Source organism: Pseudomonas sp. JR33AA (assembly GCF_021378985.1).
GTDB classification, from domain to species: domain Bacteria; phylum Pseudomonadota; class Gammaproteobacteria; order Pseudomonadales; family Pseudomonadaceae; genus Aquipseudomonas; species Aquipseudomonas alloputida.
This window is the reverse complement of record NZ_JAJSAW010000012.1, coordinates 112,001-137,072: the sequence shown is the minus strand read 5'-3', so window position 1 is coordinate 137,072 and position 25,072 is coordinate 112,001. Positions and strand designations below refer to the sequence as shown.

23 protein-coding genes are annotated in these 25,072 nt (G+C 61.5%); 9 read left to right on the top strand and 14 right to left on the bottom strand.

Translation table 11 applies throughout. The annotated features are described in order from the left end of the window. Positions 1 to 25: 25 nt before the first annotated feature. From LVS58_RS18980 to LVS58_RS18960, 5 genes are all read left to right on the top strand, one after another. Complete coding sequence (locus tag LVS58_RS18980) at positions 26 to 1,051, top strand: DUF5924 family protein (protein ID WP_233692314.1); 1,026 nt, start codon at positions 26 to 28, stop codon at positions 1,049 to 1,051. A gap of 126 nt (positions 1,052 to 1,177) precedes the next feature. Next, positions 1,178 to 2,311, top strand: coding sequence for an ABC transporter permease (locus tag LVS58_RS18975; protein ID WP_233692313.1), 1,134 nt, complete (start codon positions 1,178 to 1,180; stop codon positions 2,309 to 2,311). Further along, a complete protein-coding gene (locus LVS58_RS18970) occupies positions 2,308 to 3,099 on the top strand; it encodes an ABC transporter ATP-binding protein (protein ID WP_233692312.1) in 792 nt (263 codons plus the stop codon). The genes LVS58_RS18975 and LVS58_RS18970 overlap by 4 nt, the downstream gene beginning before the upstream one ends. Positions 3,100 to 3,102: 3 nt before the next feature. Then, a complete protein-coding gene (locus LVS58_RS18965; protein ID WP_233692311.1) occupies positions 3,103 to 4,041 on the top strand; it encodes an MlaD family protein in 939 nt (312 codons plus the stop codon). Continuing rightward, the gene (locus tag LVS58_RS18960; protein WP_233692310.1) at positions 4,038 to 4,673 is read left to right on the top strand and encodes an ABC-type transport auxiliary lipoprotein family protein; all 636 of its coding nucleotides are present in this window, start codon (positions 4,038 to 4,040) and stop codon (positions 4,671 to 4,673) included. Before LVS58_RS18965 ends, LVS58_RS18960 begins: the two co-directional genes overlap by 4 nt. Here the strand turns inward: LVS58_RS18960 and LVS58_RS18955 are convergent. The 6 genes from LVS58_RS18955 to LVS58_RS18930 form a co-directional block, all read right to left on the bottom strand. Beyond that, complete coding sequence (locus tag LVS58_RS18955; protein WP_233692309.1) at positions 4,655 to 5,884, bottom strand: nucleoside recognition domain-containing protein; 1,230 nt, start codon at positions 5,882 to 5,884, stop codon at positions 4,655 to 4,657. The genes LVS58_RS18960 and LVS58_RS18955 overlap by 19 nt on opposite strands. A 147-nt stretch (positions 5,885 to 6,031) precedes the next feature. After that, the gene (gltP, locus tag LVS58_RS18950) at positions 6,032 to 7,360 is read right to left on the bottom strand and encodes a glutamate/aspartate:proton symporter GltP (protein ID WP_233692308.1); all 1,329 of its coding nucleotides are present in this window, start codon (positions 7,358 to 7,360) and stop codon (positions 6,032 to 6,034) included. Between the two features lie 744 nt (positions 7,361 to 8,104). Beyond that, positions 8,105 to 8,575: an inhibitor of vertebrate lysozyme family protein gene (locus tag LVS58_RS18945; RefSeq protein ID WP_233692307.1), complete on the bottom strand. Its 471-nt coding sequence runs from the start codon at positions 8,573 to 8,575 to the stop codon at positions 8,105 to 8,107. Positions 8,576 to 8,577: 2 nt separating this feature from the next. Beyond that, the gene (locus LVS58_RS18940; protein WP_003252966.1) at positions 8,578 to 8,739 is read right to left on the bottom strand and encodes a DUF1328 domain-containing protein; all 162 of its coding nucleotides are present in this window, start codon (positions 8,737 to 8,739) and stop codon (positions 8,578 to 8,580) included. A gap of 43 nt (positions 8,740 to 8,782) precedes the next feature. Beyond that, complete coding sequence (locus tag LVS58_RS18935) at positions 8,783 to 9,073, bottom strand: hypothetical protein (RefSeq protein WP_233692306.1); 291 nt, start codon at positions 9,071 to 9,073, stop codon at positions 8,783 to 8,785. 174 nt (positions 9,074 to 9,247) lie between these two features. Next, a complete protein-coding gene (locus LVS58_RS18930) occupies positions 9,248 to 10,069 on the bottom strand; it encodes a BON domain-containing protein (protein ID WP_233692305.1) in 822 nt (273 codons plus the stop codon). 210 nt (positions 10,070 to 10,279) lie between these two features. Between LVS58_RS18930 and algB the strand changes: the two genes are divergently transcribed. Both algB and LVS58_RS18920 read left to right on the top strand, forming a co-directional pair. Then, entirely contained in the window at positions 10,280 to 11,626 is a 1,347-nt protein-coding gene (gene algB, locus LVS58_RS18925; protein WP_233692304.1) for a sigma-54-dependent response regulator transcription factor AlgB, read from the top strand. Further along, a complete protein-coding gene (locus LVS58_RS18920) occupies positions 11,623 to 13,404 on the top strand; it encodes a KinB sensor domain-containing domain (RefSeq protein ID WP_233692303.1) in 1,782 nt (593 codons plus the stop codon). The genes algB and LVS58_RS18920 overlap by 4 nt, the downstream gene beginning before the upstream one ends. Positions 13,405 to 13,418: 14 nt before the next feature. Here LVS58_RS18920 and LVS58_RS18915 read toward each other — a convergent pair whose 3' ends face one another. The 7 genes from LVS58_RS18915 to LVS58_RS18885 all read right to left on the bottom strand — a co-directional run bounded on the left by LVS58_RS18915 (position 13,419) and on the right by LVS58_RS18885 (position 20,641). After that, positions 13,419 to 15,017 carry an EAL domain-containing protein gene (locus tag LVS58_RS18915; protein WP_233692302.1) on the bottom strand — a complete coding sequence of 533 codons (1,599 nt, stop codon included), beginning with the start codon at positions 15,015 to 15,017 and terminating at the stop codon, positions 13,419 to 13,421. Positions 15,018 to 15,207: 190 nt separating this feature from the next. After that, positions 15,208 to 15,996: an N-acetylmuramoyl-L-alanine amidase gene (locus LVS58_RS18910; protein WP_233692301.1), complete on the bottom strand. Its 789-nt coding sequence runs from the start codon at positions 15,994 to 15,996 to the stop codon at positions 15,208 to 15,210. Positions 15,997 to 16,073: 77 nt separating this feature from the next. Beyond that, positions 16,074 to 18,011 (bottom strand): GGDEF domain-containing protein, encoded by a 1,938-nt coding sequence (locus LVS58_RS18905; protein WP_233692300.1) that lies wholly within the window; start codon positions 18,009 to 18,011, stop codon positions 16,074 to 16,076. A 27-nt stretch (positions 18,012 to 18,038) separates the two neighbouring features. After that, a complete protein-coding gene (locus LVS58_RS18900; protein WP_103443600.1) occupies positions 18,039 to 18,893 on the bottom strand; it encodes an endonuclease/exonuclease/phosphatase family protein in 855 nt (284 codons plus the stop codon). Positions 18,894 to 18,905: 12 nt separating this feature from the next. Continuing rightward, positions 18,906 to 19,538 (bottom strand): thiol:disulfide interchange protein DsbA, encoded by a 633-nt coding sequence (gene dsbA / locus LVS58_RS18895; protein WP_233692299.1) that lies wholly within the window; start codon positions 19,536 to 19,538, stop codon positions 18,906 to 18,908. Between the two features lie 151 nt (positions 19,539 to 19,689). After that, on the bottom strand, positions 19,690 to 20,307 hold the full coding sequence (locus LVS58_RS18890; RefSeq protein ID WP_003252989.1) for a c-type cytochrome: 618 nt from the start codon (positions 20,305 to 20,307) through the stop codon (positions 19,690 to 19,692). A 31-nt stretch (positions 20,308 to 20,338) separates the two neighbouring features. After that, positions 20,339 to 20,641, bottom strand: a complete 303-nt coding sequence (locus LVS58_RS18885; RefSeq protein ID WP_015268479.1) for a c-type cytochrome — start codon at positions 20,639 to 20,641, stop codon at positions 20,339 to 20,341. Positions 20,642 to 20,842: 201 nt separating this feature from the next. On the opposite strand from LVS58_RS18885, the gene yihA reads away from it, so the two are divergent. Beyond that, the gene (gene yihA / locus LVS58_RS18880) at positions 20,843 to 21,475 is read left to right on the top strand and encodes a ribosome biogenesis GTP-binding protein YihA/YsxC (RefSeq protein WP_003252993.1); all 633 of its coding nucleotides are present in this window, start codon (positions 20,843 to 20,845) and stop codon (positions 21,473 to 21,475) included. Positions 21,476 to 21,936: 461 nt separating this feature from the next. Here yihA and polA read toward each other — a convergent pair whose 3' ends face one another. Next, a complete protein-coding gene (gene polA, locus LVS58_RS18875; RefSeq protein WP_233692298.1) occupies positions 21,937 to 24,684 on the bottom strand; it encodes a DNA polymerase I in 2,748 nt (915 codons plus the stop codon). Positions 24,685 to 24,759: 75 nt separating this feature from the next. Here polA and LVS58_RS18870 point away from each other — a divergent pair, with 75 nt between their 5' ends. Further along, on the top strand, positions 24,760 to 25,047 hold the full coding sequence (locus LVS58_RS18870) for a DUF2782 domain-containing protein (RefSeq protein ID WP_233692297.1): 288 nt from the start codon (positions 24,760 to 24,762) through the stop codon (positions 25,045 to 25,047). The last annotated feature ends 25 nt before the right edge of the window (positions 25,048 to 25,072 follow it).

The following is a 25,072-nucleotide window of genomic DNA, read 5'->3' as shown; positions in this document are numbered from 1 at the left end:
CCTTACTTTTCTGTTGTAGCCCCCAATGCCCCAAATCCCCCATATCGTCCAGCGCATCATCGACCTCCTCAAACGCTACCCCGGCATCATTGCGCTTGGCGGTTTCCTCTCCGGTATCGGCAGCTTCATCCTGGTCGACCGCCAGGCTGGCCTGGCCAGCTGGGTCGCCGTGCTCATGCTGGTCAGCTGGGTCTGGCTGATGCTGGAAAACACCCTCACCGGGCTGTTTGCGCGCACTTTCAACCGCGAGATCCCTCAGCCGCTGCTGCGCTATGCAACGCAGATGATCCACCAGGAAACGCTGTTCTTCGTGCTGCCGTTCTTTTTCATCACCACCACCTGGAACAGCGGTCAGCTGGTTTTCACCGGCTTGCTCGGCGCCGCCGGCCTGATTTCGATCACCGACCCGCTGTACTACAAGTGGCTGGCACCACGGCGCTGGCTGTTCCTGGCGCTGCATACCCTGACGTTGTTCGCCGCCCTGCTGACCGCGCTACCGATCATCCTGCACCTGACCACCGCACAAAGTTTCAAGCTGGCCCTGATCGCGGCCATGGCCTTGTCATTCCCCAGCCTGGCCAGCAGCTTCCCGATCAACAACTGGCGCCGCGCCGTGGCACTGGTACTGGTTACCCTGTCGGTCGGTGCCGGGGGCTGGCTGCTGCGCTCCTGGGTACCGCCAGCAACCCTGTGGATGACCGAGGTGGCGGTGAGCACCGAAGTAATGAATCGCCAACCGGGCGACTCGCTGCACGAAATTGCCGCCAGCCGCATCCGCAGCAGTGGTCTGTATGCCTATACCGCCATCAACGCGCCACGCGGCCTGAACGAGCGGATCTACCACGTGTGGCAGAAGGACGGCCAAGAGGTCGACCGCATTGCCCTGGACATTCACGGCGGGCGCAAGGAAGGCTATCGGGCCTGGACCCACAAGCAGAACTTTCCGCCCAACCCGGTAGGCAAGTGGCAGGTGAGGGTGCTGACCGAGGATGGGCAAGTGATCGGCGTGCTGCGCTTCAAAGTGGTCAATGATGCTCCAGCGGGTAGTTGACCCCTGCCTTGCGCAGCACAAGGCGGCTCCAGGTCACTGTTGCCCTACACACAGCACATAATCACCAAACAGCCCATGCCCCCTGCGCTATGATCAGCCCCTAAGCCTTAGCGCCGAGTCAATTGCATGGAGCCTATGACCACCCCCAGCGCCACCCTGGACACCAGCGGCCAACCGGCCTGCCTGCGGATTACCGGTGACTGGACCCTGGCACACTACGCCAACCTCAAGCGCGACAGCGAGCGCCTGCGCTCGCAGTGCCCTGCCGACACCGTCGCCGACCTCAGCCAGCTGGGCCGCCTGGACACCGCCGGCGCTTCGCTGCTGGCCGAACTGCTAGGTTCCGAGCGCCTGTCGCGCTGCACCCACGCGCTGCCTGAAGCGAGCCAGGCGCTGCTAAAGAACGTCTACTGCTCAGTCCAGGATTACTGCATCCCGGTCAAGGAGCCCGAGCGCAATGTGCTGTTGCTGCTGCTGGAGCGCATCGGCTGCGCCGTCGGCACGCTGTGGCAGGACAGCATGCAACTGCTTGGTTTTATCGGTGTGATTCTGGAAACCTTGCTGCGCCGCGCCCTCCAGCCACATCGCTGGCGCTTCACGCCTGTGGTGGCACACATTGAACAGACCGGGCTGGATGCCGCGCCTATCGTTGCGTTGCTGACCTTTCTGGTGGGCGCCGTAGTCGCTTTTCTCGGTGCCACGGTGCTGGCCGACTTCGGCGCGACCATTTTCACCGTCGACCTGGTTGCGTTCTCGTTCCTGCGCGAGTTCGCCGTGCTGCTGACAGCCATTCTCATGGCCGGCCGCACTGCCAGCGCGTTCACCGCGCAGATCGGCTCGATGAAGGCCAACGAAGAAATTGACGCCATCCGCACGCTGGGCCTCAACCCCATGGAACTGCTGGTGGTGCCGCGGGTACTGGCCCTGCTGATTTCGCTACCGTTGCTCACCTTTGTCGCGATGATCTGCGGCATCGTTGGCGGTGCGGTGGTATGCGCCCTGACGCTGGATATTTCACCGGCCATGTTCCTGTCGCTGCTGCAAAGCGACATTGGCGTGCAGCACTTCCTGGTAGGTCTGGCCAAGGCACCGTTCTTCGCTTTCCTGATCGCCGCCATCGGCTGCCTGGAAGGCTTCAAGGTCAGCGGCAGCGCCGAGTCGGTGGGGGCACACACCACTTCGGCAGTGGTGCAGTCGATTTTTGTGGTCATCGTGCTGGATGCGGTGGCAGCGCTGTTCTTCATGGAGATGGGCTGGTGAATGGCCAGGATTGCGTAATCGAAGCCCGCGGCATCTGCAACCGCTTCGGCCGCCAGGTGGTACATGAAAACCTTGACCTGGACCTGTACCGCGGCGAAATCCTCGCCGTGGTAGGCGGTTCAGGCAGCGGCAAGTCGGTACTTCTGCGCAGCATCATTGGCCTGCGCCGGCCCAATGAAGGGCAGATCAAGGTGTTCGGCCAGGACCTGACGGGCCTGCGCGAAGAACAGCGTTCACTGGTCGAGCGGCGCTTTGGCGTGCTGTTCCAGAAGGGGGCGCTGTTCTCTTCGCTGACGGTGACCGAAAACGTTGCCTTGCCGCTGATCGAGCACGCCGGGCTGTCGCGCAACGATGCCGAGCACCTGGCCGGGGTGAAATTGGCCCTTGCCGGGTTGCCGATCTCGGCTGCCGACAAATACCCGGCCTCGTTGTCGGGGGGCATGATCAAGCGCGCAGCGCTGGCCCGCGCCTTGGCCCTGGACCCGGACATCCTGTTCCTCGACGAACCCACGGCTGGCCTGGACCCGATCGGTGCCGCGGCCTTTGACCAGTTGATCCTTACCCTGCGCGATGCTCTGGGGCTGTCGGTGTTCCTGATCACCCACGACCTGGACACCCTGTACACCATCACCGACCGCATCGCGGTGCTGTCGCAAAAGAAAGTCCTGGTGGCCGGCCCGCTGGCCGAGGTCGAGAAGACCAACGACACCTGGATCCAAGAATACTTTCACGGCCCACGCGGGCGCGCCGCCGAACAGGCTGCCACCCGTGCCGGGCAGGAGCGCTGAGCAATGGAAACCCGAGCCCATCACGTCCTCATCGGCCTGGTCACCGTTCTGGTGGTGGCCGGTGCCATGCTGTTCGGCCTGTGGCTGGCCAAGTCCAGTGTCGACGACGCCTTCAAGGATTACGAGGTCGTGTTCAACGAAGCCGTGTCTGGCCTTTCCCGTGGCAGCACGGTGCAGTACAACGGCATCAAAGTGGGCGACGTGTCCACCCTGCGTCTGGACCCGAAGGACCCGCGCCGGGTATTGGCACGGGTGCGCCTGAGCGCCGATACCCCGGTAAAGGAAGACACCCAGGCCAAGCTGACCCTGGCCGGCGTCACCGGCAACTCATTCATCCAGCTTAGCGGCGGCACCCCGCAAAGCCCCGAGCTCAAAGGCAAGGATGGCAAGCTGCCGGTGATCATCGCCTCGCCATCGCCAATCTCGCGCCTGCTCAACGACAGCAGCGACCTTGTGACCAACATCAACATGCTGCTCCATAACGCCAACCAGATGTTCTCCGAGGACAACATAGGCCACCTCAGCAACACGCTGGCCAACCTCGACAAGACCACCGGCGCCTTTGCCGGCCAGCACGGCAGCATCGCCGAGGCCATCGAACAGCTGGTGCAGGTGGGCAAGCAGGCCAGCGCCACCCTGGCCGAAACCCAGGCGCTGATGCGCAATGCCAACGGCCTGCTGGGAAGCGAAGGCAAACAGGCGATCGGCAGCGCCGAACAGGCCATGCAGTCACTGGCCCAAAGCACGGCAACCATCAACAACCTGCTCATGAATAACAGCGAGGCTATCGGTGACGGCGCCCAAAGCCTGAACCAGCTCACCCCGGCCATTCGTGAACTGCGCGAAACCCTTAACGCACTCAAAGGCATTTCCCGGCAACTGGAGGCCGACCCGAGCGGCTACCTGCTTGGCCGCGACAACAACAAGGAGTTCCAGCCATGAATCCGTCGCTGCGCCTGCTGACCCTGGCGGCCTCGCTGAGCCTGGCCAGTGCCTGCTCGATCCTGCCGAAGAGCGAACCTGTGGACCTTTATCGCCTGCCGGTGAACCAGCCCAGCCGCACAGCGCCGCCGCTGGAGTGGTCATTGCGCCTGAACAAGCCGCTGGCCAGTGAAGTGTTGGCCGGGCCGCGCATCGCCGTCATTCCCCAAGGCGATGTGATAAGCAGCTACAAGGGCGCGCGCTGGAGCGATGCGGCTCCGGTGCTGCTGCGCAACCGCCTGCTTGATGGTTTCCAGCGTGACGGCCAGGTACAGCGCCTGAGTGCTGACGACAGCAACCTGCAAGCCGACTACGAGCTGGCTGGCGAGCTGCAGGCGTTTCAGAGTGAGTACCGCCCGGGCGGGGCGGTGGAGGTGGTGATCCGCTACGATGCGCGTCTGGTCAAGGGGCGTGACCAGCGCATACAGGCTAGCAAGCGCTTCGAGATTCGCCAGCCGCTTGCCGACAAGCAAGTGTCAGCGGTGGTCGCCGCCTTTGGTCAGGCCAGCGACCAGTTGGTAGGGCAGGTAGTGAGCTGGACCATTGCCCAGGCCAACCAGGCACAGCTGAAGGTTCAGGCGAAGAACCAGTAGCAGACGAAGATCGCCGCGACCACCCCTGAAAACTCGGCCAGCAGTGCGCAACCGACCGCATGGCGCACACGCTGGATGCCCACGGCACCAAAGTACACGGCCAGTACATAGAAGGTGGTTTCGGTGCTGCCCTGAATCGTCGCCGCCACCAGCGCCGGAAAACTGTCCACGCCTTGGGTCTGCATGGTCTCGATCAGCATTGCCCGCGCTGCGCTGCCAGAGAACGGCTTGACCAGCGCGGTGGGCAAACCCTCGACGAAGCGCGTGTCCAAGCCCATCCAGTTCACCGCATGGCGGATACCGTCCAGGGCCAGCTCCAGGGCACCTGACGCACGCAGCACACCCACCGCCACCAACATCGCCACCAGGTAGGGCAACAGGTTCTTGGCTACATCAAAACCTTCCTTGGCACCTTCGACAAAGGCTTCATATACCTGCACGCGTCTCAGGGCACCGATCACGAGGAACAGCATGATCACGCCAAACAGGGTGAGGTTGCCCAGGAGCGATGACAGGCTGGCCAGCGCGGCGGCCGACAAGGTGCCAAGAAAAGCCATGAAGCCTCCCAGCAGCAAAGCGCCGGGGATGAAGTAGGCAAGCACCACCGGGTCCCACAGACGCAAACGCTGCATCACTGCCACCGACAGTAGACCAACCAGGGTCGAGACGCTGGTCGCCAGCAGGATTGGCAGAAACACCATGGTTGGGTCCGGCGCGCCTTGCTGGGCCCGGTACATGAAGATGGTTACCGGCAGCAGGGTCAGCGACGAGGCATTGAGCACCAGGAACAGGATCTGCGCGTTGCTCGCGGTGGTGCTGCTGGGGTTCAGCTCCTGCAGCGCGCGCATGGCCTTCAGGCCGATCGGCGTAGCGGCGTTGTCCAGGCCCAGGCCGTTTGCGGCGAAGTTCATGGTAATCAGGCCCAGGGCCGGGTGGCCGGGCGGCACCTCCGGCATCAGGCGGGCGAACAGCGGGCCCAGCACCTTGGCCAGCCATTCAACGATACCGGCCTTTTCGGCGATTTTGAGAAAGCCCAGCCACAGGGTCAGCGTGCCGAACAGCAGCACCATTACCTCGACCGACAGCTTGGCCATGGCGAAGATGCTTTCGACCATTGCCGCAAAGATGCCTGCGTTGCCACCCACCAGCCATTGGGCCAGGGCGGACACCGCCGCCACCAGGAAAAAGCCGAGCCAAAGGCCGTTGAGCATCCGTATGTTCCCCCTGAAAAGTGCCCGAATAATAGCGTATCGCAGCCTGTGACTGGCGATCGCGAGCCTTTGTAGGCGCGGCTCAAGATCTCGCAGATAACAAAAAGCCCCGACAAGTCGGGGCTTTTGGTCAAACAATCATCAGGCTCAGCGCTTGGCGGTTTCGCCAACCACCACAGCTTCCTGCTTCTCGGCCATCAGCGAGGCGTAGTACTGCTCGCCCTTGACCGCGTCGTACATGCCTTCCCAGCGAGCAATGACCAATGCAGCCAGGGCGTTGCCCACAACGTTCAGCGCAGTCCGGGCCATGTCCATGATGCGGTCCACGCCGGCGATGAAGGCCAGGCCTTCCAGCGGAATGCCCACGCTGCCCAAGGTGGCCAGCAGTACCACGAACGATACGCCCGGCACACCCGCGATACCTTTGGAAGTGACCATCAGGGTCAGCACCAGCAGCAGCTGCTGGCTCCACGACAGGTCGATACCGTACAACTGGGCAATGAAGATCGCCGCGATGCTCTGGTACAGGGTCGAACCGTCGAGGTTGAACGAGTAGCCGGTCGGTACCACGAACGAGCAGATCGACTTTGGCGCACCGTACTTCTCCATCTTCTCGATCACCCGCGGCAGCACGGTTTCCGAACTGGAGGTGGAGTAGGCCAGGATCAGCTCATCTTTCATGATGCGCATGATCTTGATCACCGAGAAGCCGAACAGGCGGGCAACCAGGCCCAGTACCATGAAGGCGAAGAAGGCGATGGCGAAGTACACCAGCAGCACCAGCTTGGCCAGCGGCAGCAGCGAGCTGAAACCGAAGTTGGCCACGGTCACCGCAATCAGGGCGAACACGCCGATCGGGGCGTAGTTCATGATCATGTGGGTGACCTTGAACATGGTCTCCGAAACAGCCTGGAAGGTACGTACCAGCGGGTCACGCAGCTCTGCCTGCAGGCTCGACAGACCCAGGCCGAACATCACCGAGAAGAAGATGATCGGCAGCATTTCGCCACGCATCAGCGCTGCGAAGATGTTCGACGGTATCAGGTTGAGCAGGGTCTCGATGAATGCGTGCTCATGCTGCACTTCGGCCGCTGTCGCCTGGTACTTGGAGATGTCCACAGTGCCCAGGGTGCTCATGTCGATGCCGGCACCCGGATGGAACAGGTTGGCCAGCACCAGGCCTACGACGATGGCGATCGTGGTTACCACTTCGAAGTAGATGATGGTCTTCAGGCCGATGCTGCCCAGCTTCTTCGCGTCGCCAACACCGGCGATACCCACGATCAGCGACGAAATCACGATCGGGACGACGATCATCTTGATCAGGCGGATGAAGATGTCACCAGCGGGCTGAAGGACGTTGCTGATCCACCATGCCTTTTCTGCACTGAAATGATTCAGTAGCGCGCCGATTGCAACACCCAGGACCAGACCGATGACGATCTGCCAGGCGAGGCTCAGTTTTGCCTTCTTCATGTCTTTACCCTTTGTTTTAGTGGTCATGGCACCTGGCGGAAACACCCGTAACAGAGCCATAGGCAAGGTCACGGGCAATAAGCGCTTACGTCAGGCGACGTCATGTAAGGACACCGCAGGCGAGCGACAGGGCGCTCAGGCCAGCGAAAAGGCGGCAACTATTGCGACGGCAAGGGGCGAAAGCTAATGCCTGAAACGCATGACCCATGCCGTTTATGCATACTGTTTTCGACCTAGCCGGCAGCTTCGTAAGTGCTTGATTTATAACATTCGGAATCCCGAACAAGACCAAGCCGCCATATTTCGGCAGATTTGGCTGGACAGAGAGAACATGAAAGATGGCCTGTTCGACAATCCGAATGGCGGAAATGCCACTTGTAGCAGAACCAAGACGGTCGAAAAAATTTGACGTACGGTCGAGACAAAATGTGTCCCAAGGGGAAAAACGCGCAAGGGAAGCGACGTTTCCTACATGGCTCCTCGGAAGTCAGGTCTGGCAAGGCATCCCTGTGACACCGCCGACCTGAGACTTCCGATTCCGCCTTTCCTGACCCGGCCCATTACTGGAGGCACTCCCTGTACCCCTAGGCCACTCCGATCCTGTAACAATCAGAGCAGCCCGACCCCTTGGTCATGTGCTACCCCTCCTCGGGGCGGCGCATCATAGAAGGCTGAACTATAGAAAGGTTCAGCTTCTATTACGTAACAGTGAGTGACCTTTCATCCGTACCTGGCAACACATGCTCAGTACCAGTTCGGGTCACGTTTGAGCTGCTCCTGCAGCATTGCCTTCATGCCGTCGTCAGGTTTGCCCAGCCAGCGATACTGCGCATGACGGGTGGGCGACTTGTCGCTCGGCAACCCTTCGGGCACCTCGACGAGCATCCCGTAGGCATCATCCTTGTCCCAGCTGAACGCCACGATCAGCCGCTTGTAAGTGCAATTGTCCTGTTTTTCGCACAGCGGGCCGACCAGGTACTTGTCGCCGTCTTCAGTAACGGCAGACATTTGCTGCTGGGCACTGCCGGTCAGATTGACCACCCAATCGGGCAGGCGTTCCTCGCCTTCAATGGTGTCTTGCCAGGTTTCCCGGTACTCCGGGTCCGAGCCGAGCAGCTGGTCGACCCGAACCTGGCCGTCATTGGCCGCCATGGCCGCCGCGCTGCCGCCCAGCAACAGGGCGGCGACCACGGCTGAACGAAGCTTCCTGCTCATCTTCAACCTCGTCCGCGCCCAAAGAAGAAGGAGGCTACAAACAGCACCAGGAAGACAATGAACAGGATCTTGGCAATACCTGTTGCAGCGCCCGCGATACCACCGAAGCCCAGTACGGCGGCGACAATGGCGATGATGAGGAAAGTGATAGCCCAACTCAGCATGGTAGTTCTCCTTTCTTTTTGCGGAATCGAACCGGCCGTCAGGTCAGAAAACCCAACGTTCCTGGGGAACAATTTTTTCCAGGGTGGCCGGTGAGGCAATGGCCTGGTCAGCTGGCTGCCAGTCAGCGGCCTTGACCAAGGTGTTGGCACGGGTTGCTTGAATCTGCGTCAGCAGGGCAGTCTGAGCTGCCACCTGCTCAGCCAGACGGGCCGTCTGCAGGCTGTAATAGAAGAGGCCAGCGGCCAAGGTCAGCAGCATCGCCATGCCGAGTGTCAGCATCTGGCGCAAAGGCAGTGCGGCGCTCTGCAAGCGGTCGACGGATTGGCGGTTCATGCTGGCTCCTCCTGCTGTAATTTTTGTTCCAACCTGAACAGGTAATTGCAGCCTGCATGCCAGCCTTTTGATTTAATTAAAATCCTTATAAATCAATAAGTTAATTTATATTCAAATGCACCTCTAGGACGTATCCTGCACGATGGCGCCTGTACGGTCGTGCGAATTGCACGATCAGCCTTCAACCTTGGTTGCCACCTTCAGCAGGTCAGCATCCACACCGCGTACGCCGATGATCTGCCGGGCAATCTCCACCGCGATTGTTTTCTGCTCCGCGCTAACCACTTCGCCCGACAGCCGCACCATGCCTGCTTCGCTTGCCACCTTCAGGTTCAGGCCATCGAGGTTGCGACTGAAGCGATAGCTGCTTTGGATCTTGTCGACGATCCAGCTGTCGCTTGGCTGCGGCCCGGTTGGCGCGCCCGCCGGCGTTTCCCGCGCTTTGGCCATGGCAGCGGTATCAAGGCTGACCAGGTTGTTGACCAGGTACACGCCGTCGGTGGTACGCGCTACCACACCCGCCAGCTCCTTGGCTTCGGCACTGTCGACCTTGCCACGCAACGTCACCACGCCTTCACTGCTCTGTACTTCTATAGGGGCCTTTTCGGTGGTACGGCTCCACAACAGCCGAGCACGGATCACTGCCGCCAGGGTCACGTCCTCCAGGCGCTGGGCGTAGGCACGCAGCTCCAGCGGACGCTCCACCAGTTGGGTATTGAGCTGCAGCAGGTTCTCCACCTGTTCGATGCCCCGGGTAGCCCGGGCCACGTCCTCGGCCAGCCGCCGCTCAACCTCATTCTCCACCTCACCGGAAAGCCGCGCCTGTTTGCCGTCCACTTCAACCTTGATACGAAACGAATCAAGCATGCGGTTCATTGACAAAGCGGTTTGCAGGGCGCCCTCCAGGCGCGCGTCCTGCACAGGGTCGGCGAATGCCGGGGTTAATAGGGGTAGCAGGGTGGCGGCCAAAACAGCTGTACGCAGGGAAAAGGGCATGGCTGTGCCTCCTTCGTGGGCAAAATCTGAAAATCATCGCAACCAATGTGCCAGCGCGTGTCTCTAAGCAAATCATTGAAGAATCACGGCTTGTAGACATCGTTAGGCCACTGGCTAGCATGCAAAGGACAGAATCCTTCAGAATTGACCATGCAACTTGCCCGATTTTTCCCACACTAAATAAAGATCTTTCCCTAAGGAGCACAGGAAATGGAATCAGCCCAGGACAACCAAGGCCGCATTCTGCTGGTGGATGACGAGTCCGCGATCCTGCGCACGTTCCGTTACTGCCTGGAAGACGAGGGCTACAGCGTGGCCACGGCCAACAGCGCCGCCCAGGCAGAGACCCTACTGCAGCGCCAGGTGTTTGACCTATGCTTCCTCGATTTACGCTTGGGTGAAGACAACGGCCTCGACGTGCTCGCGCAAATGCGTATCCAGGCCCCGTGGATGCGGGTGGTGATCGTCACCGCGCACTCGGCGATCGACACCGCAGTAGATGCCATCCAGGCCGGCGCTGCCGACTACCTGGTCAAGCCCTGCAGCCCCGACCAGTTGCGCCTGGCCACTGCCAAGCAACTGGAGGTGCGCCAGCTTTCTGCGCGCCTGGAAGCCCTGGAAGGTGAAGTACGCAAACCAAAGGACGGCCTCGATTCCCATAGCCCGGCCATGATGGCGGTGCTGGAAACCGCCCGCCAGGTGGCCATTACTGATGCCAACATCCTCATCCTCGGCGAATCGGGTACCGGCAAGGGCGAGCTGGCACGGGCCATCCATGGCTGGAGCAAGCGTGCACGCAAAGCCTGCGTGACCATCAACTGCCCGTCGCTTAACGCCGAACTGATGGAAAGCGAACTGTTCGGCCATACCCGCGGCGCCTTCACCGGCGCCAGCGAAAGCACCCTGGGACGGGTCAGCCAGGCTGACGGGGGCACATTGTTCCTCGACGAGATCGGCGATTTTCCGCTGACCTTGCAGCCCAAACTGCTGCGTTTCATCCAGGACAAGGAATATGAGCGCGTCGGCGACCCGGTTACCCGACGTGCCGATGTACGTATCCTGGCTGCCACCAACCTCAACCTCGAGGAGATGGTGCGCGAAAGCCGCTTTCGCGAAGACCTGCTGTATCGCTTGAACGTGATCACCCTGCACCTGCCCCCGCTGCGCGAGCGCAGTGAGGACATCCTCATCCTGGCCGACCGTTTCCTCGCCCGCTTCGTCAAGGAATACTCCCGCCCCGCCCGCGGTTTCAGTGACCAGGCGCGCACCGCACTGCTCAACTACCGCTGGCCTGGCAACATCCGCGAACTGCGCAACGTAGTGGAACGGGCCAGCATCATCTGCCCGCAGGAAAGAGTGGAAGTCAGCCACCTGGGCATGGGCGAACAACCCGCCGGCAACACCCCGCGCGTAGGTGCCGCGCTCAGCCTGGATGAGCTGGAACGGGCGCATATCGGTGCCGTACTGGCCGCCAGCGATACCCTCGACCAAGCCGCCAAGACCTTGGGCATCGATGCTTCTACCCTGTACCGCAAACGCAAGCAGTACAACTTATGAAGTGGCCGCCCATGAAGCTGCGCACGCGGCTTTTCCTCAGCATCTCGGCGCTCATCACTGTGGCGTTGCTGGGGCTGCTGCTGGGCCTGGTCAGCATGCTGCAAATGGCTACAGTGCAACAGCAACTGGTGCGCGATACCACCCATGCCTTGGAAGTGGGGCTGAAGTTGCGCCAGAACCTGGGCGAACAGATGATGCTGATTCTCGATGAAAAAACCGCCCCGGAAAGCCTGCGGCTGCTGCAGGAAAACTTCCAGGAGCTGCTAAACCAAGGGCTGGAGCAAGGCGGTGAGCGCACCGGTTTCAGCAAGGCCAGCAGCAATTACCAGGCCTTCCTCCAGACTTATCGCGACAGCGCCACACCCGCTCGCAGCATGGGCGTCGATCAGCCGCTTGGGGCCGCGTTCAATCAAGTGCGCACCGACCTGATCGATGCCCACAAGCAGGCAGTAGACCTGATTACCCGTAGCGAAGAACGCACCCGTAACCGCGCCTTGCTGGTCAGCGGTGTACTGGGCCTGATGGGGTTGGTGGTGTTGGTACTGGGCTTTGTCACCGCGCACAACATCGCCCGGCGTTTCGGCCAGCCGATCGAAGCGTTGGCCAAGGCGGCCGACCAACTGGGCAATGGCAATTTCGACGTTACCTTGCCGGTTACCCAGGCCGCCGAGCTTAACCAGCTGACCCGCCGTTTTGGGCTGATGGCCGATGCCCTGCGCAAGCACCAGGCTACCAACGTTGACGAGCTGCTGGCCGGCCAGCAGCGTTTACAGGCCGTACTCGACAGCATTGACGACGGCCTGCTGATCATCGACCGCCAGGGCCGCCTCGAGCACCTCAACCCGGTGGCGCAGCGCCAGCTGGGCTGGAACGATAGCCGCGTGGGCAGCAGCCTGGCCGAAGCCCTGCAGCGACCCGAGCTTGAGCTACAACTGCGCCAGGTTCTGCGCGGGGGCAGCCTCGACCGCCCACCGGACGACCTGAACATGGAGGTCGATGAAGAATCACGTTTGCTCACCTACAGCCTGACCCCGGTCAGCCACCCGCAGGGGCCTATCCTCGGCGCAGTGATGGTGTTGCACGATGTGACCGAGCAAAGGGCCTTCGAGCGGGTGCGCAGCGAATTCGTGCTGCGCGCCTCCCACGAACTGCGTACCCCGGTGACCGGCATGCACATGGCCTTCGGCCTGCTGCGCGAGCGGGTCAAGTTCCCGCCCGAAGCCCGCGAGAACGACCTGCTGGAAACCATCGGCGAAGAAATGCAGCGTCTGACCCAACTGATCAACGACCTGCTCAACTTCTCCCGTTATCAGAGCGGTTTGCAAAAGCTTGAGCTGGCCCCCTGTGCCATCGACGACCTGCTGGAACATGCGCAATTGCGCTTTGCCGAACAGGCTGCGCACAAGCAGATCGAGTTGATAAAGGAACTGGACCCGCCGCTACCGCGCATCCAGGCGGACGTCACCCAGTTGGACCGGGTGCTGGACAACCTGCTGCACAACGCCATTCGCCATACCGCCAACGGCGGGCGCATTCGCCTGCATGCCCGACGGCATGCGGAACGGGTGATCATCAGCGTCGAGGACAACGGAGAGGGCATTTCCTATGGCCAGCAAGCGCGCATCTTCGAGCCTTTCGTGCAGGTAGGCCGCAAGAAAGGCGGTGCTGGGCTGGGGCTCGCGCTGTGCAAGGAAATTGTGCAGCTGCACGGAGGGCGTATGGGCGTGTTTTCCCGGCCGGGGCAGGGGACACAGTTCTACATGGCGTTGCCGGTGTGACTGCCTTAACGCGCCTACATCCGCCGCGGCAGGTGCCCGCGAGTCACCAACTCGGCAAACTGCCGGGCGTTCAGCGGCCGGGCAAACAACCAGCCCTGGCCATAATTGACCCCCTCGCTGTTCAGCAGCACCGCCTGGTCCTCGAACTCGATACCTTCGGCAATTACCCGCAAGTGCAAGTCGTGGGCCATGCGGATGATATGCGGGGCCACGCCGCTACTGGCGGCATCGTGGCCCAGAGCGTCGATGAATGCCTTATCGATCTTCAGGCAGTCCACAGGCAGGGTTTGCAGATAAGCCAGGCTGCAATAACCGGTACCAAAGTCGTCGATCAGCACCTGGTGCCCCACGGCGCGTAGCGCCTGCAGATTGTCACGGGCGACCACCACGTCGATCAGGCCGCGCTCGGTCACCTCGAAGGCAATCTGGCTGGGCGCCACTCGATGCAAGGCCAACAAGCGCGCCGCCACCCGGCCAATGCGTGGCACCATCACATCGCAGGCCGCCAGGTTTATCGATATGTAGAGCTTGGGGTGCGAGCGCAATAGCTGCCCTAGCTGTTCAAGCACACGCTGCAGGACAAAGTCGGTGATCTGGCGAATCTGCCCGGTATTCTCCGCCAGCGGAATGAAAAGGTCCGGGCTGGTCAGGGTGCCGTCCGGGCGGCGCCAGCGCACCAAGGCCTCGGCGCCCACACAGCGCCGGCTGTCGAGCTCGATGATTGGCTGGTAGAGCACCTGCAGCTCTCCGCGACGCAAGGCATTCTGCAACTCTGAGCTCATCGACCGCCGTTGCAGAATCAACTGAAGTACCAACCAACCGATGCAGCAGGCCGCCAGCACGCTGCCGGGGAACAGCAACCAGAGCATGCCGTTCATCCTGAGCGGCAGACTGGCCCTCGGAGCAATCAGCACCAACTGATAATCCGGCGACTTGGTCGGCATTCGGTAGATCAGCCGATCACTGAGTTCCAACAGCGACTTGTGGCTGGTCGACCAGGCCGACGGCGGTGGCCATACCTGTGGCGGGCCGAGCACCGGAATGGCCCGGGCGCCGTTGTCCAGCACCACGACCAGGCTGCCGCCCGGGGGCAGGTCCACCACATCGGTCAAATGCCCACGGGAGGTGGACACCAGAAACTTGCCCCGGCCCAGCATCAGTGCTGCCAGGTTCTCGTTCGGCTCGGTGGTGGTGTTAAGCCAGTAGCTGTACGTCGGCCCTTGGATATCTGGTGCCCGCAAGGGAACGAACGCTCGCTCATCACCGCGGTTGGAGCAGGCAACATTGCCATCTACATAAGCCGCTTCATAGATGAACCGCGAGCTCAGGCCAACCTGTTGCAAGGCTGCCAGCATCGCCGGGCTGCAGCCGCGCAAGGGTTGGGCCTGCAGCAGGTCTACCCCTTCGCGCAACTGGCCGAACACCTGTTCGAGCCGATCCAGAAAACGCTCGCCCTGGGCATTCATCTGTTCGCTTTCGCTTTGCTTCATTTGATGCAAGGCAATGCCAATGCTGGCAGAGAGCAACACCGCGGCGCTGGCCAGCGCTGCCAAAGTGGCCAGCATCCAGGGACGGTAAAAAATTTGGCGCAGCAAGGCAATGAAAGCTGACATCGAAGGCATCCAGTTGATAACCAAGGTATAGCAACGGAATCAATAATCACCCTCACCGTTTGGCGCTTCGCTGCAATCCTCCCACGCTCTTTGTAGAAGCAGCTTTGTGGCTGCTTCAAAGAACCGCGTCGACCAAACCCGCCGCTTCGTAGCGCAAGGCTGCTGCAACCAGTACCTCGCCCGCCATAACTCAACGCATGCGGTTAAGTACCTGCAGCATTGCTGCTGTCTGCGCATCCGGCATGCCGTCGAAGCGCTGCGGGCGGAAGCGCATCTGGAACGCGCCGATCACATGACGCGTGGCTACATCCAGCACGCCGGTCTGCTCGATCTGATAGCCAAACCGTGCCAGTTCCTGCTGGTACCAGCCAACGCTTGGCGGGTTGACGCTGAAGTAGGCTTGCTGCCGTGCCACGGCATTGGCATCCGGCCAGACACCCAGCCCGGCATCGGCCAGGCGCTTCCACGGGAACAATGGTCCTGGGTCCAGCTTGCGCAGCGGGGCGATGTCACTGTGGCCGATGATATGGCGTGGTTCGATGTTGTTGCGTTTGACAATGTCCTTGAGCAGCGCGATCAGCGACTGGATCTGCGCCTCGCTATAAGGGTGCCAGACCCGGCCGTTCGGGGTGTCGGTAAAGCCCGGGTTGACGATCTCGATACCAATGGACGAGGAGTTCAGCCAGGTGCGCCCCTGCCACTGGCTATCGCCGGCATGCCAGGCACGACGGTTTTCATCCACCAGCTGATACACCGTGGCCGGGCCATCGCCGATCAGGTAATGGCTGCTGACTTCACCATGGGTAAGCAGCGCCAGGGAGCGCTCCAGCGAAGCATTGGTGTAATGCAGGACAATGAACTGGATGCGGTTGTCCTGATTGACCGACGGGTGACTGCGGTCAATGCGCAGGCCCGTCGAGCAACCGGCGACAGACAACAGCAAAAAGGAAATCAGGGTTTTTTTAAGCGTGGAAAGCACGTCAGTGGCCTCAGCGTATGAGCGCTACAGTATAACGTGCTCACCTGCGCCGTGCCTGCCGAGGAAACGGCGGCTGGCTAGCCTTGCTCGACCCGATTGCGCCCCTGCTCCTTTGCCCGGTACAGCGCTGCATCGGCTCGTTTGAGCACCTGGTCGCCGCGTTCGCCAGAACGGAATGCGCCCAGGCCGATGGAGGTGGTGATCACCACCCGTTCACCCTTGAAGTGGAATGGGCAGGCTTCGACGGTGGCGCGCAGCACCTCGGCCATTTGCGCGGCAACTGCCGGCGTGGTCTGCGGCAGCAGCAGGACGAATTCTTCGCCACCAAAACGGGCGATGAAATCCCGCCCCCGCAGACGCTTGCGCAACTGGTCGGCAACGATCTTGAGGACCTTGTCCCCAGCCAGATGACCATAGTTGTCGTTAATGCGTTTGAAATGGTCCAGGTCAAGAATTGCCATCGCCAGATGGCCGCCGTTTTCCTGCCAGTCAAGCATTTCGCGTTCGACTTGCTCGCTCCAGGCCGCACGGTTGGGCAGGCCGGTGAGCGGGTCCAGCAGCGCTTTCTGGCGCTGTTCTTCCAGGTGCTCGCGATAGCCAAGCGCCTCATGCTCCATGCTCGCCACTCGTTCCGACAAGCCCTGCAGGCGACCGGCCAGTTCCTGCTCGCGGCGATCACGCTCGTGCTTGTGCTCGTCCATGGTCACCAGCAAGCCTTCCAGGCGGCTTTCCAGAATGTGCTTGAGGCTGTCGACATCGGCGGCACCCTGTACGCTGCTTTGCAGGCCGTCGACGTGCTCACGCAGTTGGCTATCCAGTTCACGGGCAGCGGTGCTGTTGTCCGCATGCCCGGCGCTGGCCTCGTGCAGGTGGCTCTGGAAACCTTCCAGGCGTTCATTGAGCTGCTGCAGGTAGGTTTCGAATTCGTGCTGACCGCTGTCGGTGATCGCCAGCATGAGTACTGCCAAGTCATCCAGCACCGGGATCAGCTCATACCAGTTCAAGCCGCGAGCCACCCGCTCGCGCATTTCCAGCGCCTGAGCCTTGTGTCGCTCGGGCAGGCTGAGGTCATCGAGCAGACCGATCAGGGTCTGCTCGATGTGCGCGGCAACCTGGCTGTAAGGCGGCTCCACTGCGTAGGGCAGGGCATAGGGGCCGTCTTCACCAAAGGTTTCTTCAAGGGCTTGCAAGGGTTCTGCCTCAGCCAACGGCTCGCTGGCGGAAACTGCAGCTTTCGGCAATGGCGCCTTGTCCTTTGGCAACGGGGCTGGCGGCATTTCGACTGTTTCGATCAGCGCCGGGCCAAATGCCTCCAGCTCAAGCTCGGGCGCCTCGGCCACCTCGGCATTCGGTGCAGCAGGGTCCGGCAATGGTTGTAGCGCATCGACGTCATCGGGCCGCGAGGGCCCGGCATTGCCGGGTGCCTGGGGCACAACCTCGGCAGCAGGCAACGCCACCGGCGCAAGCTCTGCTCCTGCCTGCGCATCGTCCTCGCGGCTTCCGAACAACCGCTGCAGAAAACCGGGTCGCGCTTCTTCACCTGGTTTGCCAAGGGCCGAAAGCGCGCGCCCCTGCAAGCCGCTCAACTCACCCAACAGCGGCGGCAGCTCGCGTGACTGGGCAACCCCGCCGTCGAGCTTCTTCGCCAGTTTTTTCAAGGGCCGCGAGATATCACTGGGCAGGGGCAGGCCTTGCAGTTGGCCAACCAGAGCGGTCAGCGCATCGCTGACCTGGTTCATGCGGGTTTCGCGACGCTGCTCGGAATCCAGTACCGCTTTCTCAAGGCGCGGAATCAAGCCGGCAAGGCCGGCGTCCATGTTGTCGCTGCGAATGACATCGCGCATTTCCTTCATGCACTCGTCTACCACCTTGTCACTGCCTTCAGCAGCCAGGGTGCTGCGCACCAGGCCTCGACGCAGCAGGTCAAGACGGGCTTCCCAACGACGTTCGAGCTTTTCCTGCCGCTCGATGCTTTTAAGGTATTTTTCTTTCCAGCGCTCAGCGTCTTCAGTCATGCCCGGGTCCGCAAACGGTGATGGCAATTAGCTCAGGACCGGCAGCGTATCCACAGTCAATGCATCAGGCAATCGAATCTCGACAGCAACGGGAAGGTGGTCCGAAATTGGCTGCGCCAGCACCTCGACACGCTCCAGCGTGAGGCTTGAACTGAGCAGAATATGATCAAGACAACGCTGCGGTCGCCAACTGGGGAAGGTGGCTTCGACTTGCGGGGCGACCAGGCCCAGGTCGCGCAGTGGCGAATGCTCCAGCAGGTCGGTGGCATGGGTGTTCATGTCACCCATCAGCACCTGGTGGCGGTAACCGCCTATCAGCTCGCGGATATAACCCAGCTGCAGGGCGCGCGTCTTGGCCCCCAATGCCAGGTGCATCATCACCACTATCAGCGCATCGTCGCCTTCGCCAAACCGCACCAGAATCGCACCTCGCCCGGCCGGGCCAGGCAACGGATGGTCTTCGAGCAGTTGCGGCTTCAGGCGGCTGAGCACACCGTTGCTGTGCTGGGCAAAGCGCCCAAGGTTGCGGTTGAGCTGCTGGTACCAATAGGGAAAGGCCCCCAAGTGAGCCAAGTGCTCGACCTGGTTGACGTAGCCCGAGCGCAGGCTGCCACCATCGGCTTCCTGCAGGGCCACCAGGTCGAAGTCGCCCAGCAGCCTGCCGATCTTCTGCAGGTTACCGGCACGCCCGTTATGCGGCAGCAGGTGCTGCCAGCTACGCGTCAGGTAATGGCGGTAGCGCTCGGTGCTTATGCCCACTTGGATATTGAAACTGAGCAGCCGCAGACGACCATCCTCGGGCAGGCCCGGGGCCTGCAGGTGATGCTCGTTGACCTGCGGCTCGTGCAGGCCAATGCCACGCGTAGCTCTGAAGCGGGGCATGGGTGACGCCGCCTACTTGGCAGCGCGCTCCTTGTCGATCAGCTGGTCGGCGACATTCAGCACGCCTTCCGGCCCGCCGGCAGTACCCAGGTCGAAGCGGTACTTGCCGTTGACGACCATGCTCGGTACGCCGGTGATTTCATACTTCTTCGCCAATTCCTTGGCCTGGTTGACCTGGCCCTTGATGGCGAACGAGTCGAAGGTGGCGAGGAACTTGTCCTTGTCCACACCTTGAGTGGCGAGGAAGTCGGCCATGTCGTTCTTGTCGGTCAGACGCTTGTGCTGGTTCTGAATGGCATCGAACACCGCAGCGTGAACCTTTTGCTCGACGCCCATGGCTTCGAGGGTCAGGAACATCTGGCCGTGTGCATCCCACGGGCCACCGAACATGGCCGGTACGCGCTTGAAGTTGACGTCCTTGGGCAGCTTTTCAGCCCAAGGGTTGATGGTCGGCTCGAAGTGGTAGCAGTGTGGGCAGCCATACCAGAACAGCTCGACGACTTCGATCTTGCCAGGCACGGAAACCGGAACAGGGTTGCTCAGCTCGATGTATTCCTTGCCGGCAACAGGCTCGGCGGCCTGAACGGCAGTCATACCGAATACGCTGGCGGCGACCAGCGCAGCGCTGAGAATCAGTTTACGCATGCTTTACTCCTGAGCATTCATGGGTCGCCACGACGCGACCTGCACTGAGACAGGCCGGGAAGGGCTCGAGTTCTGTAGTGTAACGGCTGCGGCCGGAAAAAAGGGCAGCCCGGCCGCCCTTTCATCATTGACCTACAACATTAACCGAAAGTTAATGCAGGCCCTGGATGTAGCTGGCCAACGCTTCGATGTCGTGGTTGCTCAGCTTGCCAGCGATGGTGCGCATGGTCATGGCATCGCCATCGTTGGTGCGGTTGCCTTCGCGGAAGTCAGTGAGCTGCTTGGCCACGTACTGCGAGTGCTGCCCGCCCAGGTGCGGGAAGCCGGCCAGGGCAATACCCGCGCCGTTGGGCGAGTGGCAGCCCGTGCAGGCCGGCATGCCCTTTTCCAGGTCGCCACCATTGAACAGCGCACGGCCGCGCTCGACCAGCTTGGGATCGGCGGCACCCACGCTGCCTTTCTGGCTGGAGAAGTAGGCGGCGATATCGGCCAGATCCTGGTCGCTGAATGCGGCCAGCATGCCGGTCATTTCCAGCACGGTACGCTTGCCCGACTTGATATCGTGCAGTTGTTTTTCGAGATAGCGCTGGCCTTGGCCGGCCAGTTTCGGGAAGTTCGGTGCCAGGCTGTTGCCGTCGGGATTGTGGCAGGCGCCACAGACGGCGGTCTTGGCCTGGCCAGCGGCGGCATCGCCTTTGATAGGTTGCGCAGCAGTGGCCGCACCAGCGACACCCAAGGTCAACAGCAGACTCACGACTAGTTTGTTCATCAGCTAATCCAACACGGCTAAGGGTGAAATGTTATGTATCGGGACTGCCGCTCATCCAAAGGATGACCAAACGGTAGTCCTCGGCACTGCAGTCCATGCACAATCCACGCGGCGGCATAGCCTTGAAACCCTGGGTCACGTGCTTCACCAGTACATCCATGCCTTGCGCCAGCCTTGGCTCCCATGCTGCCCGGTCACCCTGTCTGGGTGCCTGTGGCAACTGCCCGGTGTGGCAGGCCGCACACGTGCGGTTGTACAACACCTCGGGATCCTGTGTAGCCTGTGCGCTGAAAAACGGCAGGAACATACCGACAGCAAGCAGCCATTTCGCCATGCGGAACGACCTTCAGGGTTGGGGGCCGCGCTGCGTTCTGTTGCGCGAGCTATTGTTCGACACCCCATGCCCGTTCTCCTTCGCTGGGAGAATGAGCACACAAAAACTGGGGCATTATATACTTCCGCCATCCAAACGGAAACGACACCGCTTGCCAGGCTTGGCTCTACAAAGTCAGGCAACACCCACATCGGATATCCCATGCAAGTCAAGAACCCCATCCTCGGCCTCTGCCAGAAAGCCAAATTCGCCCTCAGCGCAGCCAAGGTCGAACAATGCCCGGACGACCAGGGTTACGAGGTGGCTTTTGCCGGCCGTTCCAACGCCGGCAAATCCAGCGCCCTCAATACCCTGACTCATGCCAGCCTGGCGCGTACCTCGAAAACGCCCGGACGCACCCAGCTGTTGAATTTCTTCAGTCTGGACGATGAACGGCGTTTGGTCGACCTGCCGGGCTATGGTTATGCAAAAGTCCCGATTCCGCTCAAGCAGCATTGGCAGAAACACCTGGAAGCCTACCTGGGCAGCCGTGAGTGCCTGCGTGGCGTGATCCTGATGATGGACGTGCGTCACCCGATGACCGATTTCGACAAGATGATGCTCGACTGGGCCAAGGCCAGCAGCATGCCGATGCACATCCTGCTGACCAAGGCCGACAAGCTGACCCACGGCGCGGGCAAGAACACCCTGCTGAAAGTACAGTCGGAAATCCGCAAGGGCTGGGGGGATGGCGTGACCATCCAGCTGTTCTCGGCACCCAAGCGCCTGGGTGTGGAAGACGCCTACCGAGTGCTGGCGGACTGGATGGAACTGGAAGACAAGCCGGTCATTTAACGCTTTGTGCCCGCCCCGCAGGAGCGGGTTTACCCGCGAATGGGACGGGCCGCCGGCCAATCTCCACCCGCCGTTCACCGTTGCCGCCGCGACCGTATTCGCGGGTAAACCCGCTCCTACACCTGATCGGGGTTGGACACACATTGGTGATTGGGCGCAGGCTCTCCCGGCAAATTCCGGGCAAAAAAAACCCCGGACTTCGTATGGGGAGGGGGAAGTTCGGGGTCCAAGTCCGGACCGCTAGGGCGGGATCCAGATATCTGCCAACACTTAACACAACATAGGAGCATCGAAGGGCTTCACCAGCCATTCAGTTACTCTGAGTTCCGCTTCACCTGTTTAGTTCCGAAGCCCACAAAACTATTTGCGATAGTTTCATGAACCTTAAGCACCCACAGCACTGAGCGGTGCTCGGATCTGCGTCACTACGCCGCAGATCCTACACAGTTTTCCCTGCTCAATCAGTGAGCTTCGTCCCAATTCGCACCTACGCCTGCTTCAACAAGCAGGGGCACATCCAGCTGCGCGGCCTGGCTCATGTGCTGGCGAATTTCATCTTTCACCCGCGGCACCAGGTCCTCGCGCACTTCAAGCACCAGTTCGTCGTGCACCTGCAGGATCACCCGGGCATCCAGCCCGCTCTCGCTCAACCAGTTATCTACTTTGACCATGGCCCGCTTGATGATGTCGGCGGCAGTACCCTGCATCGGGGCGTTGATCGCCGTGCGCTCGGCACCCTTGCGCAGGGCAGGGTTCTTGGCATTGATGTCTGGCAAGTACAGCCGGCGGCCAAACAGAGTTTCGACAAAGCCTTGCTCGGCCGCCTGGGCTCGGGTGCGCTCCATATAGGCCAGCACGCCCGGGTAGCGGGCAAAATAACGGTCGATGTAGTCCTGTGACTGCTTGCGGTCGACGCCGATCTGCTTGGCCAGGCCAAAGGCGCTCATGCCGTAGATCAGGCCGAAGTTGATGGCCTTGGCGCTGCGGCGCTGGTCGGTGGTCACGTCTTTCAGGTCCACGCCGAACACTTCCGCTGCCGTGGCGCGGTGCACGTCCAGGTCATTGCGGAAGGCATGCAGCAAGCCTTCGTCCTTGGCCAGATGGGCCATGATGCGCAGCTCGATCTGTGAATAGTCCGCCGCCAGAAGCTTGTAACCCGGACTGGCGACGAACGCCTGGCGGATACGCCGCCCTTCAGCGGTGCGGATAGGGATGTTCTGCAGGTTCGGGTCGCTCGACGACAGCCGGCCGGTGGCCGCCACGGCCTGCTGGTAGGACGTGTGGATACGCCCGGTGCGCGGGTTGATCTGCCCCGGCAACTTGTCGGTGTAGGTGCTCTTGAGCTTGCTCAGGCTGCGGTACTGCATCAGCACCTCAGGCAGTGGATAACCGAGCAGGGCCAACTCATCAAGCACCGCTTCGGCGGTAGACGGCTGGCCCTTGGCGGTCTTGCTCAGCACCGGCATGCCCAGCTTGTCGTAAAGGATCGCGCCCAACTGCTTGGGCGAGCCAAGGTTGAACTCCTCACCGGCCAGCTCGTAGGCACGCAGCTCCAGCTCAGCCATCTTCACACCCAGCTCACCGCTCTGTACTTTCAACAGCTCGGCATCCACCAGCGCACCCTGACGCTCGATCCTGGCCAGCACCGGCACCAGCGGCATCTCGATATCCATCAGCACCGGTTGCACGCTCGGCGTCTGTGCCAGGCGGGCCTGCAATGCGTGGTGCAGGCGCAGCGTAATGTCGGCATCTTCGGCGGCGTAGGGGCCGGCCTTGTCCAGGGTGATCTGGTTGAAGGTAAGCTGCTTGGCACCCTTGCCGGCGATGTCCTCGAAGGCGATCGTGGTGTGGTCTAGGTACTTCTGCGCCAGGCTGTCCATGTCATGGCGGGTGGCGGTGGAGTTCAGCACGTACGACTCGAGCATGGTGTCGTAGGCCACGCCGCGCATCTCGATGGCGGGGGAGCCGTTGGCGAGGATGTTGATGTCGTACTTGGCGTTCTGCCCGACCTTGGCCTTGGCCGGGTCCTCCAGCAATGGTTTCAGCGCCAACAGCACGGCCTCGCGGTCCAGCTGGACCGGCGCGCCTTCATAATCGTGGGCCAGCGGCACATAGGCCGCTTCATGCGGCTCGACAGCGAAGGACAGGCCGACCAACTGCGCCTGCTGGGCGTCCAGGCTGGTAGTCTCGGTGTCGAAGGCGAACAGCGGCGCCTGGCGCAGCTTCTCCAACCAGGCGTCGAAACGGGCCTGGTCGAGAATGGTCTCGTACTTGGGCTCGACCTTGGCTGCCGGCTCCGCGGCCGGGGCAACATCGTCACCAGCCCTGGCCGCATCGCGCTGCACTTCGGCGACCCAGCTCTTGAATTCCATCTCGGTGTACAACGCCAGCAGCGCCTCGCGGTCAGGTTCACCGCACACCAGTGCCTCGACCTCGACATCCAGCGGCACGTCAACCTTGATGGTGGCCAGCTCGTAGGACAGGAATGCCGCGTCGCGGTGCTCCTCCAGTTTGGCCGGCAAGGTCTTGGCACCGCGAATGGCCAGCGCTGGTACCTTGTCCAGGTTGGCGTAAAGGTCGCTGAGACCGCCGCCGATGCCGGTCAGCAGCCCCACCGCCGTTTTTTCGCCCACGCCCGGCACGCCCGGGATGTTGTCGACCTTGTCACCCATCAGGGCCAGGAAGTCGATGATGTGTTCCGGGCCGACGCCGAATTTCTCGTGCACGCCAGCCACGTCCAGCACGCTTCCGGTCATGGTGTTGACCAAGGTAATGTGCCCGTCCACCAGTTGCGCCATGTCCTTGTCGCCGGTCGAGATGATCACCGGGCGCCCCAGGGCGGCGCTGCTGCGCGCCAGGGTGCCGATCACGTCGTCGGCCTCGACACCCTCAACGCACAGCAGCGGGTAGCCCAGCGCCTTGACGCTGGCGTGCAGCGGCTCGATCTGTACCCGCAGGTCATCCGGCATGCTGGGGCGGTTGGCCTTGTACTCGGCGAACATGGCATCGCGGAAAGTGCCGCCCTTGGCGTCGAACACCACGGCGAACAGGCTGTCGGGATATTGTTTGCGCAGGCTCTTGAGCATGTTCAGCACACCCTTCACCGCACCGGTCGGCATGCCCTTGGACGTGGTCAGCGGTGGCAGCGCGTGGAAAGCGCGATAAAGGTAGGAGGAACCGTCCACCAGGACGAGGGGCGCTTGGCTCATGAGCAGAATCAACCTTTTCGACGGGTCCGGCGCTAGAATAGCCAGAATCATTGACGACAAAGGGACTAGGTTATCATGCGCACACTCAATCGCCTGTTACTGCTCGGCCTGTTGGCAACCACGCCTGTCGTCACCCTGGCGGCGGACGACGCCCCCTCGGCCGATCCCGAGGTGACCATTCGCACGGAAGGCGATAAAACCATCCAGGAATACCGGCAAAACGGCTTCCTGTATGCGATCAAGATCACGCCGAAAAACGGCAAGCCTTACTTTCTGGTACGCGCTGATGGCACTGATGCCAATTTCATTCGATCCGACCAGCCGGACATGCTGATTCCGGCCTGGAAGATCTTCGAGTGGTAAGCTGACGCGCACCGTTCACATCAAC